This is a genomic window from Pseudomonas sp. MD195_PC81_125 (assembly GCF_014060985.1).
Lineage (GTDB): Bacteria > Pseudomonadota > Gammaproteobacteria > Pseudomonadales > Pseudomonadaceae > Aquipseudomonas > Aquipseudomonas parakoreensis.
Genome location: NZ_JABULD010000195.1, coordinates 1 through 13,637, shown reverse-complemented (window position 1 = coordinate 13,637; position 13,637 = coordinate 1). Strand labels below are relative to the sequence as shown.

11 protein-coding genes are annotated in these 13,637 nt (G+C 61.3%); 1 reads left to right on the top strand and 10 read right to left on the bottom strand.

From position 1 onward, the window contains the following. Positions 1 to 93 precede the first annotated feature (93 nt). From HT737_RS08355 to HT737_RS08310, 10 genes are all read right to left on the bottom strand, one after another. Positions 94 to 582 (bottom strand): RDD family protein, encoded by a 489-nt coding sequence (locus HT737_RS08355; RefSeq protein ID WP_047296028.1) that lies wholly within the window; start codon positions 580 to 582, stop codon positions 94 to 96. A 97-nt stretch (positions 583 to 679) separates the two neighbouring features. After that, on the bottom strand, positions 680 to 892 hold the full coding sequence (locus HT737_RS08350) for a cold-shock protein (RefSeq protein ID WP_007951194.1): 213 nt from the start codon (positions 890 to 892) through the stop codon (positions 680 to 682). A 403-nt stretch (positions 893 to 1,295) separates the two neighbouring features. Further along, positions 1,296 to 2,420, bottom strand: a complete 1,125-nt coding sequence (gene gcvT / locus HT737_RS08345) for a glycine cleavage system aminomethyltransferase GcvT (RefSeq protein WP_182402181.1) — start codon at positions 2,418 to 2,420, stop codon at positions 1,296 to 1,298. Between the two features lie 51 nt (positions 2,421 to 2,471). Continuing rightward, on the bottom strand, positions 2,472 to 3,848 hold the full coding sequence (locus HT737_RS08340) for an L-serine ammonia-lyase (protein WP_047296024.1): 1,377 nt from the start codon (positions 3,846 to 3,848) through the stop codon (positions 2,472 to 2,474). 206 nt (positions 3,849 to 4,054) lie between these two features. Then, positions 4,055 to 6,907: an aminomethyl-transferring glycine dehydrogenase gene (gcvP, locus tag HT737_RS08335; protein WP_182402179.1), complete on the bottom strand. Its 2,853-nt coding sequence runs from the start codon at positions 6,905 to 6,907 to the stop codon at positions 4,055 to 4,057. Positions 6,908 to 6,918: 11 nt separating this feature from the next. After that, positions 6,919 to 7,302 (bottom strand): glycine cleavage system protein GcvH, encoded by a 384-nt coding sequence (gene gcvH / locus HT737_RS08330; protein ID WP_027612543.1) that lies wholly within the window; start codon positions 7,300 to 7,302, stop codon positions 6,919 to 6,921. A 431-nt stretch (positions 7,303 to 7,733) separates the two neighbouring features. Then, positions 7,734 to 8,993 (bottom strand): cyanide-forming glycine dehydrogenase subunit HcnC, encoded by a 1,260-nt coding sequence (hcnC, locus tag HT737_RS08325; protein ID WP_182402177.1) that lies wholly within the window; start codon positions 8,991 to 8,993, stop codon positions 7,734 to 7,736. Next, entirely contained in the window at positions 8,986 to 10,395 is a 1,410-nt protein-coding gene (gene hcnB / locus HT737_RS08320; RefSeq protein ID WP_047293569.1) for a cyanide-forming glycine dehydrogenase subunit HcnB, read from the bottom strand. Before hcnB ends, hcnC begins: the two co-directional genes overlap by 8 nt. Further along, positions 10,392 to 10,706 (bottom strand): (2Fe-2S)-binding protein, encoded by a 315-nt coding sequence (locus HT737_RS08315; protein WP_047293821.1) that lies wholly within the window; start codon positions 10,704 to 10,706, stop codon positions 10,392 to 10,394. Before HT737_RS08315 ends, hcnB begins: the two co-directional genes overlap by 4 nt. Positions 10,707 to 10,955: 249 nt before the next feature. Then, the gene (locus HT737_RS08310; protein WP_047293567.1) at positions 10,956 to 11,846 is read right to left on the bottom strand and encodes a LysR family transcriptional regulator; all 891 of its coding nucleotides are present in this window, start codon (positions 11,844 to 11,846) and stop codon (positions 10,956 to 10,958) included. A gap of 133 nt (positions 11,847 to 11,979) precedes the next feature. On the opposite strand from HT737_RS08310, the gene HT737_RS08305 reads away from it, so the two are divergent. After that, complete coding sequence (locus HT737_RS08305; RefSeq protein WP_182402175.1) at positions 11,980 to 13,626, top strand: GMC family oxidoreductase; 1,647 nt, start codon at positions 11,980 to 11,982, stop codon at positions 13,624 to 13,626. Positions 13,627 to 13,637 lie beyond the last annotated feature (11 nt).

Below are 13,637 nucleotides of genomic sequence, written 5' to 3'. Positions count from 1 at the left end.
CGCGAAGGCGGTGAATCAGCAAACATAAATGTCGGCTGATGCAACGCTTTCGCGAGCAGGCTCGCTCCCACAGTGGTATTCGGTGTCAGGAAATTATTTGGTCTTCTTCGGGATCCGCACCACGCGGGTATCGGAATAGATGTCATGCCAGGTGCGCTTCTGCTTGTCATACAGTGACCAGAAGAATCCAAGCCCTGCGCACAGCCACGACGCGATCGACACCATGAAGCGCAGCAGGGCCTGCCACAGGCTGATCGCGCTGCCATCGGCGTTCTGCACTCGAATCCCCCACACCTGCATGCCCAGTGTCTGCCCGCCGTGCGTCCAGAACTTGGCGAAGAACGCAAACAGCACCAGCAACAGCACCGTGGAATACAGCGGATCGCCATCCATCTTGCCGGCATCGGTCAGTGCACGCAGGCGTTCTTCACCGATGATCGCTGCCTGGATCAACTTGTAGACGAAGCCGGTGACGATCAGCAGGGCAGTGCACAGCAGGAAGTCATAGAACATTGCTGCCAGGCGCCGGCCAAGGCCAACAGCAGGAAAGTCGCCCTGGGGAGTGAGCAGGTTTTTCGACATGGCAGCCTCTGGGCGCAAAATGAAGCGTCATTTTACGGATTCGCGCGCACAAAAAAGCCCCTGATATCAATATCAGGGGCTTTTTTGTGACAGAAAATCAGGCTTCGGCGATGACTTCGTCAGCCTGCATGCCTTTCTGACCTTGCACAGCAACGAAGGTCACTTTCTGGCCTTCTTTCAGGCTCTTGAAGCCGTTGCCCTGAATGGCGCGGAAATGCACGAACAGATCCGGACCGCTTTCTGGAGTGATAAAACCAAAACCTTTCTCGTCGTTAAACCACTTGACGGTACCGCTCTGACGTGTCGACATTTCTTATTTCCTTTGACGCATAAATTGATGACAGTCTCTTTCTCATGAAAGAGTACTGGGGCTGGTTGCAGGAGAGTAAGAAGACGTCGAGCGGGATGTAGCTAACTTTGTAGCTACTGCCCAGGTCACGATTCCAAGCTGACCCATGCAAACACAGTGGACAAACTCTACGCCAACTACGGGAGAAAAAACAAGCCCCGCGAAGGCCCGGTTTTCCTGCGCTTACTGGCAGTTAGTCAATTCACTAGTGTTGGCTTAGACGATCACCGGGTTCAATTGTTTTCGATCGTTATAAGCAAAGTTCATATTCGAATCAGATGTTAGAAAATGCACTTTTTTGTGGCGATTGCGTTACACATTAGTGCACGCATAACGCAATCGCGTTACTTATAGAAACAGCCAATCAACCACGATAGTAGCGTTGTGGAACAAATGGCATTTTGCTTACAAGCATTTGCACCTTTTTCCCACGAACGATGGCCCAGACTGGCGTGCCCAGTGCGACATAAGCGCTGTCGAGATAACCCATCGCCAACGGCCCGCCCAGGGTCGGACCAAAGCCACCGCTGCATACGCTGCCGATGATTTCGCCGGCTTCGTTGACGATTTCCGCACCTTCACGCACTGGCGTACGTTCCTGCGGCAGCAGGCCGACGCGTTTACGCGCGACGCCGTTCTGCTGCTGAGCAAATACTTGCTCTGCACCCGGGAAACCGCCGGCCCGCGCGCCGTCGGCGCGGCGTGGCTTGGAGATCGCCCACAACAGGCTGGCTTCGATGGGGGTGGTGTCGGTGTTCATGTCGTGCCCGTACAGGCACAGGCCGGCTTCCAGGCGCAGCGAGTCGCGGGCGCCGAGGCCAATGGCTTGGACTTCCGGTTCGGCCAGCAAGGTACGGGCGAGTTTTTCTGCATCGGCTGCCGGTACGGAAATCTCAAAACCGTCTTCACCGGTGTAACCCGAACGGCTGACGAAGCAATCGATGCCCAGCAGCTGCACGCGGTTGAACTGCATGAACGTCATCTTCGCCACCTCGGGTGCAAGACGCGCCAGGACGGTGACTGCAGCCGGACCTTGCAACGCCAGCAACGCGCGCGCTTCGAACAGCTCCGTAATGGTGCACTGATCACCGATGTGCTTTTGCAGATGCGCCAGGTCCTGATCCTTGCACGCGGCGTTGACCACCAGAAACAGCTCGTCGTTACCGAGGTTGGCGACCATCAGGTCGTCGAGGATGCCGCCGTTGTCGTTGGTGAACATCGCGTAGCGCTGCATGCCCACCGGCAGGTCGATGATGTCCACCGGCACCAGGGTTTCCAGGGCCTTGGCGGCATTGGCGCCGGTCAGGCGAATCTGGCCCATGTGCGAGACATCGAACAGCCCGGCCTGTTCACGGGTGTGTTGGTGCTCCTTCATCACGCCGAGCGGGTATTGCACGGGCATGTCGTAGCCGGCGAACGGCACCATGCGGGCGCCGAGTTCGAGGTGCAGAGCGTGCAGCGGGGTTTTCGACAGTTGTTCGGTGGACATGCGTGACTCCTTGATTCATGCCAGCTCTTTCCCGGAGGAAGAGGGGACTAATTAGCATTCGATAATGTTGACTGCCAGACCGCCACGGGCGGTCTCCTTGTATTTGCTTTTCATGTCGGCGCCGGTCTGGCGCATGGTGCGGATGACCTTGTCGAGCGAGACGAAGTGTTGCCCGTCGCCGCGCATGGCCATGCGCACCGCGTTGATTGCTTTCACCGAGCCCATGGCATTGCGCTCGATGCACGGCACCTGCACCAGCCCGCCAATCGGGTCACAGGTCAGACCGAGGTTGTGTTCCATGCCGATTTCCGCAGCGTTTTCCACTTGCTGCACGCTGCCGCCGAGCACTTCGCACAACGCGCCGGCGGCCATTGAACAGGCCACGCCGACTTCGCCCTGACAGCCGACTTCGGCGCCGGAGATCGAGGCGTTTTCCTTGTACAGAATGCCGATCGCGGCGGCGGTCAGCAGAAAGCGCACCACGCCGTCATCGTTCGCACCCGGGATAAACCGCATGTAGTAATGCAGCACCGCCGGAATGATCCCGGCCGCACCGTTGGTCGGCGCGGTAACCACGCGCCCGCCGTTGGCGTTTTCTTCATTGACGGCGAGGGCGTAGAGGTTGACCCAGTCGAGCACCGACAGCGGATCGCGCAGCGACGATTCCGGGTTCTTGCACAGCTGTCGATGCAGTGCCGCCGCCCGGCGTTTGACCTTCAGCCCGCCCGGCAGAATGCCTTCGTTGCGACAGCCCGCGGCGACGCAGTCCTGCATCACTTGCCAGATTTTCAGCAGACCGGCGCGGGTCTCCGCCTCCGGGCGCCAGGCGCTTTCGTTGGTCAGCATCACCTGGCTGATCGACAGACCGTAGGTGGCGCAATGGCCGAGCAAGTCCTTGGCGCTTTTGAACGGGAAGGTCAGCGGTGTGGCGTCTTCAACGATGCGGTCAGCGCCGGCGGCATCCTCATCGACGACGAAACCGCCGCCGACCGAGTAGTACTCGCGGCTGCGGATCTGAATACCGGCTGCATCGAATGCGCGAAAGATCATGCCGTTGGGGTGATAGGCCAACGGTTTGCGGATCATCGCCAAGTGTTCTTTCTCATTGAAGGCAATGCTGTGTTCGCCGAGCAGATTCAGCCGGCCATTGCCGCGAATGTCCTGCAGGCGCGCGGCGACGGTTTCGGTGTCGACGGTGTCCGGGTGTTCACCCTCAAGACCGAGCAGCACGGCCTTGTCGCTGCCGTGACCCTTGCCGGTGGCACCGAGCGAGCCGTACAGCTCGACTTTGACGGTGCTGGTGGCCGACAGCAGGTCATCGCGGCGCAGGCCTTCGGCGAAACGCGCAGCGGCACGCATCGGGCCGACGGTGTGGGAGCTGGAAGGGCCGATGCCAATCTTGAACAGGTCGAACACGCTTAACGACATGAGTGGTTCTCCGGTTTCTTGTTATAGGAATTGGCGGAATATCAGGCTGAGTACATCCCCTGTAGGAGCTGCCGAAGGCTGCGATCTTTTTGATCCTGGTTTTTTTAGAAACAAGAGCAAGATCAAGATCAAAAGATCGCAGCCTTCGGCAGCTCCTACAGATAAAGCGATAAAGCGGTGGGGCGGACGAACCGCCCCCGTTCTTTTTAAGCGTAGCTTTCGATCGACGGGCAGGCGCAGACCAGGTTGCGGTCGCCGAACACGTTGTCGACGCGCCCGACCGGTGGCCAGTATTTGCCTTCGATCAACGACGCCACTGGATATACCGCTTGCTCGCGGCTGTACGGGTGCGTCCACTCGCCGACCAGCTCCGCCGCCGTGTGCGGGGCGTTCTTCAGCGGGTTGTCGTCCTTGTCCAGGGTGCCGTTTTCCACTGCGCGGATTTCTTCGCGGATGCGGATCATGGCGTCGCAGAAGCGGTCCAGTTCTTCCTTGGATTCGCTTTCGGTCGGCTCGATCATCAGCGTGCCGGCCACCGGGAACGACATGGTCGGGGCGTGGAAGCCGAAGTCGATCAGGCGCTTGGCGACGTCATCGACGCTGATGCCGCTGCTGTCTTTCAGCGGGCGCAGGTCGAGGATGCATTCGTGCGCCACCAGACCGTTGCTGCCGGTGTACAGCACTGGATAGTGTTCTTCGAGGCGACGGGAAATGTAGTTGGCGTTGAGGATCGCCAGTTGCGAAGCCCGCTTCAGACCGGCGCCGCCCATCATGCGAATGTACATCCAGGTGATCGGCAGAATGCTCGCGCTGCCGAACGGCGCTGCGCAGACCGCGCCTTCCTTGCGTTGCATCTGACCGTGACCCGGCAGGAACGGGGTCAGGTGCGACTTGACGCCGATCGGGCCGACGCCCGGGCCGCCACCGCCGTGCGGAATGCAGAAGGTCTTGTGCAGGTTCAAGTGCGAGACATCGCCGCCGAACTTGCCCGGTGCGCAGAGGCCGACCATCGCGTTCATGTTGGCGCCGTCGATGTACACCTGGCCGCCGTTGTCGTGAATGATCCCGCAGATTTCGCGGATGCCTTCTTCGAACACGCCGTGGGTCGACGGGTAGGTAATCATCAGCGCTGCGAGGTGTTCGCGGTGCTCGATGGCTTTGGCGCGCAGGTCTTCGATGTCGACGTTGCCACGGGCATCGCACGCGGTCACGACCACGCGCATGCCGGCCATGTTGGCGGTGGCCGGGTTGGTGCCGTGGGCAGACGACGGGATCAGGCAGATGTCGCGGCGTTCGTCGCCACGGCTCTGGTGGTAAGCGCGAATCGCCAAGAGGCCTGCGTATTCACCCTGCGAACCGGCGTTCGGTTGCAGCGAGATCGCGTCGTAACCGGTGGCGGCGCAGAGCATCGCTTCCAGTTCATCGGTCAGTTGCTGGTAGCCGGCGCTCTGCGCAGCCGGGGCGAACGGGTGCAGGGCGCCGAACTCGGCCCAGGTCACCGGGATCATTTCGCTGGCGGCGTTGAGTTTCATGGTGCACGAGCCCAGCGGGATCATGGTGCGATCCAGTGCCAGATCCTTGTCCGCCAGTTTGCGCAGGTAGCGCATCAGCTCGGTTTCCGAGTGATAACGGTTGAACACCGGGTGGCTGAGGATCGGCGACTGACGTACCAGCGCCGCCGGGATGGTGCTGTGCACCGAAGCGGCCAGTGCAGCGAAGTCCGGCAGGGTCTTGCCGTCGGCGAACAGGCCCCACAGGGTTTCGATGTCAGCCTGGGTGGTGGTTTCGTCCACCGACAGGCCCAGACGCTCGGCGTCGATCACCCGCAGGTTGATCTGCTGAGCGTACGCCTTGTCGTGCAGCGCGGCAGTGTGCGCGCCGGTGGCGAGGGTCAGGGTGTCGAAGAAGCTTGCCTGTTCGACGGTCTGGCCCAGTGCGCTCAGGCCCTTGGCGAGAATCGCGGTCAGGTGATGCACGCGGTTGGCGATCTGGGTCAGGCCTTTCGGGCCGTGGTAGACCGCGTACATGCTGGCGATGTTGGCCAGCAGCACTTGCGCGGTGCAGATGTTCGAGGTGGCTTTCTCACGGCGGATGTGTTGCTCGCGAGTCTGCATCGCCAGGCGCAGGGCCGGCTTGCCGAAGCGGTCAACCGAGACGCCGACCAGACGGCCCGGCATGTCACGCTTGAATGCATCCTTGGTGGAAAAGTAGGCGGCGTGCGGGCCACCGAAGCCCAGCGGTACACCGAAGCGTTGCGCCGAACCGATGGCGACGTCCGCGCCGAACTCGCCTGGAGCGGTCAGCAAAGTCAGGGCCAGCAGATCGGCAGCCACGGCCACCAGCGCGTTGGCGGCGTGGAAGCGCTCGGTCAGTTCGCGGTAGTCGAACAGGTCACCGTTGCTCGCCGGGTATTGCAGCAGCGCGCCGAAGAACGGCGTGACGTCGGTCAGTTCACGTTCATCGCCAACCACCACTTCGATGCCCAGCGGCTCGGCACGGGTGCGCAGCACGTCGAGGGTTTGCGGGTGGCTGTGGATCGAGGCGAAGAATTGGTGGCTGCCCTTGTTCTTGCTCAGGCGTTTGCAGAAGGTCATGGCTTCGGCAGCGGCCGTGGCTTCGTCGAGCAACGAGGCGTTGGCGATCGGCAGGCCGGTGAGGTCGCTGATCAGGGTCTGGAAGTTCAGCAGCGCTTCGAGACGGCCCTGGGAAATTTCCGGCTGGTACGGGGTGTAAGCGGTGTACCAGGCCGGGTTTTCCAGCAGGTTGCGCAGGATTGGCGACGGCGTGTGGCAGTTGTAGTAGCCCTGGCCGATGTACGTCTTGAACAGCTGGTTCTTGCCGGCGATGGATTTGATCATCGCCAGGGCGTCGGCTTCGCTCAGGCCGTCGTCCATGCCGAGCACGCTGGTGCCCTTGATGCTTTCCGGAATGACGCTGGCGCTCAGCGCTTCGAGCGAGTCGAAACCGAGGCTGTTGAGCATGGCTTGCTCGTCACCGGCGCGCGGGCCGATGTGACGGGCGATGAATTCGTTGGCAGTGCCGAGGTTTACTTGGGTCATGTCGCTACTCCTCAGGCTTCGGCTTGGGCTTTGATCAGACGGTCGTAGGCGTCTTGATCGAGCAATTTGCCGACAGCGGCGGCGTCACTTGGCTGAAAGCGGAAGAACCAGCCTTCGCCCAGCGGATCTTCGTTGACCAGTTCCGGGCTGCCGTCCAATGCCGGGTTCACTTCCACAACTTCACCGTCGAGGGGCATGTACACGCCGCTGGCGGCTTTCACCGATTCCACGGTGGCGGCTTCGGCGCCTTTTTCGTAAGCCTGCAGCTCAGGCAGTTGCACGAACACCACGTCGCCCAAGGCGTTCTGCGCGAAAGCGGTGATGCCGACAGTAACGCTGCCATCAGCTTCGGTGCGCAGCCATTCGTGATCTTCAGTAAAACGCAACTCGCTCATGGAAACTCCTAAGGGGCCAGACTCGTCTGGTGGACGCGGTGGAAGGCGGGGGCATGAAAGCCCTGATTTTATGAGCGGTTACTTAGCAAGAACGCGGCCATCTTGGATTTGTCTATATAAATCAAATAGTTATGCTTTTCTGGTTGTGATGGGAATAAGGCTTCTGTAGCGAAATCGCTACAGCTTGGGGCGGGGAAAAAAGCTGAAGCGGATCAAAGCCTTGCACAGCGGTCGCTGGCGAAGGGTGTAGTGATATCGTTCCGCTGTAGCGCTTTCAGTACAGATGGAGGTCGTTTTCAAGTAGAAAAATACAAATTTTGAACTGGAAACCCGGACTGTAGGAGCTGCCGAAGGTGCGATCTTTTGATTTTGTTTTTTTAAGATCAAGATCAAAAGATCGCAGCCTGCGGCAGCTCCTACAGGGGATTGGATCAGACCAGCTCTAATTCACGCTCTTGCTTGACCGGCGCCACCTCAAACCGATCCGCGAGGAACGGTGTGATATCCAGCGGCAGTGCTTCCTGGTTGACCAGTTTGTCCAGCAGCACCCCGGTAATCGCCGAGGTCAGGATGCCGGTGCGGAAGTGTCCGCAGGCATTCAGATACCCTTCCACCCCACGCATCGGCCCGAGGATCGGCAGCTCATCCGGCGACCCCGGACGCAATCCGGCCCAGGTGCGCTTGAGGTTGACGTCCTTGAGTTCCGGCAGGCAGCGCACCGCGCCCTGCACCAGTCCGGCGATTTCCGGGTAGGTGGTGGTGACGTCGAAGCCTTTGTCTTCGGTGGTGCTGCCGATCAGGATCTCGCCGTTGTCCTTCTGCGCCACATAGCAGTCGCTGGTGGTCAGGCAGCCGTTGAGGATCTTCGGCATGCGTTCGGTCAGCAGGATCTGGCCCTTGACCGGCTTCACCGGAATCCGCACACCGGTGGCCCATTCGCTCAAATCCGCCGCCCAGGCGCCGCCGGCGTTGATCAGGGTCTTGCAGTGGAACACGCCCTCTTCGGCCGTCTGCACGCCGGTCACGCGGCTGCCGTGGTGCAACACGCCAGTGACGTTGGTATTGACGAAGATGTCGACGCCGTTCTGCCGCGCACCTTCCATGTAGGCATCGGCGAGACGGAACGGGCTGACCTGGTGGTCGCAGAGAAACTCCAGCGCGCCCCGAGCCTCATGGCTGACACTCGGCTCGGCCTCGCGTAGCGCGGCCTGATCGAGCCAGCGCACCTGATCGGCCAGATGCGGAATGCAGCTGACAATGTGCTCGGCGTAGAGCCGGTCTTCGTCGTCATAAATGACGAACTTCAGTCCGGTCTTTTCAAACTTGAAATCCATCCCGTGCTTGTCCTTCAACTCGCGATGCAACGCCGGGTACAGCGCGTTGGACTGCAAGGCGAAATCGAAGAACGACTCCGGCAGGATATGCGGCGTGCTGGCGTCCACCGCGACGGCCGCGCCCTGGGTTTCGCGTTTGCTGTTGGCCGACATCATCCGGAAGAAAATCACTCCGCAGCCCAGCCCCACCGACTCGCCGATGGCCCACAAGCCGCCGGCCGAAGCGCGGGTTGCGTTGCCCGGGCGTTTGGCGTCGATCAACGCCACCTTGAGGTTCTCGCGCTTGGACAATTGATAGGCGCAGGACGCCCCGATCACGCCGCCGCCAGCAATGATCACGTCATAGAACTTACTCATGGGAAACGGCCTCCGTGCCGCCGGACTGGAACGCGGAAAAAGGAATCGGATCGATCGGGAAACGCGGACGCAACCAGCCAACGTCCTTGCGCCCGGTCGCCTGGCGCAGGCGATCGCTGCAGTAGCCGACGCACATCCGGCCCTGACAATCGCCCATGCTGACGCGGGTGCGCATCTTCAGGCTGGCGATGTCCTGCACGCCTTGCTCCAGCGCCAGATCAATGTCCGCGCGGGTCGCATGTTCACAGCGGCAGATCACCGTATCGGCAGCCGGCAAGGCGGTCTGGCCGACACCACGTTCGGTGTAGCGATCAACAGCCGCGCGGAAGCGCACGATGGATTTGAGTTTGCCCAAGTAGCGGTCGCGGCGTACCCGTGCCAGATCCTCTTCGATAATCCCGCGTTGCAGCAGGATCGAAGTGGCAGCGATTCTGCCGGCGAGCATCGCTGCTTCACCGCCGCGAATGCCGCCCATGTCACCGGCCAGGTGCACATGCGGCTCGTTGCTTTGTTGCCAGCTGTTGGCATTGGCGCGCAGGTAACCGTCGTCGCTGAAACCGTGGTCGAGGCCCATCTGCTGACTGAGCTGGGTGCGCGGGATAAAACCGTAACCGACCGCCAGGGTCTGGGCTTCGAAGCGCTCGATGCGTGTCAGGTCCGGCTCCCAGGTGGCCGAGTACGGTGCCACGCTGACGCTTTTCAGCTCGCCGTCGCCGTGAGCTTCGACCACGCCCCAGCCGTAGTTCATCGGGATGCCGTGCAGTTTCAGGTAAGCGAGCATGCTCAAACCATCGAGGAACAGCTGCGGCTTGTTCAGCAACGCCAGGCTTTCGCGGGCGATCTTGCCGAAGGCGCAGGCTTCGTATACGCCCGCGACCTTGACGCCGGACGCGTGCAGCTGCGTTGCCACCAGCGGCAGCAACGGCCCGGTACCGGCGATGACCACCGGCCCCTGCGGCTTGACTACGCCACTTTTGATTTGCAGTTGCAGGCCGCCGAGCATGATCACCCCCGGCAGGGTCCAGCCGGGAAACGGCACGCTGCGTTCGTGACAACCGGCGGCCAGCAGCAATTGCGGATAATCGATCTCATGCAGTTGCTCATCGCCATCCAGCACCACCAGGGCACGGGTGCCTTCGGCGCCAACCACGCGATGATTCAGGCGCACGTCAATCAGCCCGGCCTGTTGCTGAAAATCACCGTGCAGCTTGCTCAGGGCTTCGGAATAACGTGGCCCGAGGTAATCCAGTTGCACGCCGTCTCGCAACGGCCCGCGATAGACCACCCCACCGAGGCGCGAAGCCTCTTCGAGCAAGGTGCAGCGCACGCCATGGCGCGCCAGCTCGATGGCCGCCGCCATCCCCGCCGGACCACCGCCGACGATCACCGGTTGCAGGCTCATACAACCTCCTGCTCGTTGATGCGGTTGACCCGGGTTTCAATCCGCATTCCGTCGCGCACCACCGTCTGGCAGGCACGGCGCTTGTGCCGACCGTTGATTTTCACCAGGCAGCACTGGCACACGCCCATGCCGCAATAGGCGCCGCTGATCTGGTCATGATCGTTGCGTGCGACCTGGCGCACACCGAGGGACTGGATAACGCTGAGGACCGTTTCACCGATGGCCGCGCTAACCGGTTGGCCGTTGATGTGGACAGTCATATCCGCCTGGGTCAGGGGCTGGATATCAAAGGTGCGTTCGAGGCAGTGCATTACGATGTTCATCCGTGAAAAGTTTCAGGGGGAGTTCTACGTCAGCTCCTTGCTGCACTCTGCCTGGCGACCCGTTGTGGTTATTGGTGGGGGCTGCCGGGCTACTCCATGAGCGCAGCAAATTGCGCACCGGAGCACTGTAGTCGATACCGCAACAAGGGCCTGGATCTTTTAAGTTAGGTGATATTTCAAAGGGAAATATTGATCCAGATCGGTGAAATCTCGAGCCGGCTGAAAAACCTTGAGGTGTCAGTGTTTGCCGGTGAGCAGCCCCTGCTCCGCCTCGCACAGCCCCACCACATAATCCCAGACCACCCGCAGCCGCACCGATTTGTGCAGCTCGCGCCGGGTGCTGATCCAGTAACTGCGCTCAATGCGCTCATCCGGCAGCAACAGGCGCAGATCCGGATCCGACGCCGCCATATAGCAGGGCAACACAGCAATCCCCAGGCCCGAGCGCGCCGCCTCCTGCTGGGCGATCACGCTGGTGCTGTGAAATACAACGCGCGGGCTGCGACAGAAACTGTTGAGAAACATCAGTTCCTGGCTGAACAGCAGATCATCCACATAGCCGATCCACGCATGCCGGGCGAGGTCTTCGCGACTCTGTAGCGGCGGTGCCTTGTCGAGGTAGGCCTGACTGGCGTAGAGCGCCAACCGATAGTCAGTGAGCTTGCGCGTGACCAGCATGTCGGCGGCCGGGCGTTCGAGGTGGATGCTGATTTCCGCCTCGCGGTTGAGGATGCTGACGAACCGCGGCACGGCCACCAACTCCACTTCCAGGCCGGGATAGCGTTCGAACAGGCCGATCATGCGGCTGGCGAGAAATTTGATACCCAGCCCTTCGGTGACGCCGACGCGGATCTTGCCCAGCGGCGCGGTGGATTGGGTGATCTCTTCCTGGGCCAGCAGCGCGACGTTTTCCATGGCTTCGGCGTGCTTGAGCAGCGCCTCCCCCGCCGGGGTCATTTCGTAGCCTTGGGCATGCTGGACGAACAGTGCGGTGCCGAGGCTCCGTTCGATGGCCTCAATGTGCCTGGCGACGGTGGCGTGAGTGGTGTTCAGGCGTCGGGCGGCCGTGAGCAGGCGGCCGCTGCGTTGCAACTCCAGAAAAAACCGCAGGTCGTTCCAGTCGAACATGGGGTGTCCTTGTCAGCCAGGGTCAAGCCAGGCTGTTCGAAAACGCACAGCGGCTGGGTAAAAACTAACATTCTTTTAACGAAAGCTAACAACTAGAGTGTCGGACAATAAAAACAAAAAGCGAGGTCAGGGAATGCAGACTTCCCTTGATGAATACGACTACATCGTGGTCGGTGCCGGACCTGCCGGGTGCCTGCTGGCCAATCGATTGTCGGCAGACAAGCAGCAGCGGGTGTTGCTGCTCGAAGCCGGCGGACGCGACAACTATGCGTGGATTCACATCCCGGTCGGCTATCTGTTCTGCATTGGCAACCCACGCACCGACTGGTGCTTCAAGACCGAAGCCCAACCCGGCCTGCAGGGTCGCAGCCTGAGTTACCCGCGCGGCAAAGTGCTCGGTGGCTGCTCCTCCATCAACGGCATGATCTACATGCGCGGCCAGGCCGGCGACTATGACGGCTGGGCGGCCGAGGGCAATCCGGGCTGGGCCTGGAACGACGTGCTGCCACTGTTCAAACAGAGCGAAAACCACTTTGCCGGCGCCGCTGAATTTCACGGTGCCACGGGTGAATGGCGGGTTGAGCAACAGCGGTTGTCATGGCCGATTCTCGACGCGTTTCGCAGCGCCGCGCAGCAGAGCGGCATCGCCAGCATCGACGACTTCAACCAGGGCGACAACGAGGGTTGCGGCTACTTTCAGGTCAACCAGAAGGCCGGGGTGCGCTGGAACGCGGCGAAAGCATTTCTCAAACCGATTCGCGAGCGGCCCAATCTGACGGTGCTGACCGGCGTTGAAGTGGATCGCGTGTTGCTGGAAAACGGCCGCGCATCGAAGGTCAGTGCCCGCCACCAAGGCCAGGTCAAATGCTTCAAGGCGCGCAAGGAAATCATCCTCTGCGCCGGTGCCGTCGGTTCCCCGAGCATTCTGCAGCGCTCCGGAATCGGCCCGCGGCCGTTGCTGGAACACCTCGGCATCGGCGTGATTCATGAGCTGCCGGGGGTTGGCGGCAACCTGCAGGATCACCTGCAATTGCGCCTGATCTACAAACTGCAAAACGCCCGCACGTTGAATCAGATCGCCGGCAGCCTGTGGGGCAAGATGGGCATGGGCCTGCGTTACCTGTATGACCGCAGCGGGCCGCTGTCGATGGCGCCGAGTCAGTTGGGCGCATTTGCCCGCTCCGGGCCGGAGCAGACTTCAGCGAACCTCGAATACCACGTGCAACCGCTGTCGCTTGAGCGATTTGGCGAGCCGCTGCACGGTTTCCCGGCGTTCACTGCGTCGGTCTGTGATCTGCGTCCGCAGAGCCGTGGGCGGATCGACATCCGTTCGACGAATCCTCAGGACGCGCCGCTGATTCAACCCAACTACCTCAGCCATCCCGAAGATTTGCGCGTGGCCGCCGATGCGATCCGCCTGACCCGCCGCATCGTCAGCGCCCCGGCCCTGCAGGCATTCAAACCGGTGGAGTATCTGCCCGGCGACAGCCTGCAGAGCGAGGCGCAACTGCACGAAGCGGCGGCGCGCATCGGCACGACGATTTTCCACCCGGTCGGCACCTGCCGCATGGGCAATGACGCTGACGCGGTGGTCGATGCGCAACTGCGCGTGCATGGCGTGCCCGGCCTGCGCATCGCCGACGCCTCGATCATGCCGCGCATCACCTCGGGCAATACCTGTTCGCCTACGCTGATGATTGCCGAGAAGGCGGCGCAGATGATCCTCAACCCACCGATCAGGACCTGCACACCCACCCCCGAACTGGCCCACACCCTGTAGGAGCTGCCGCA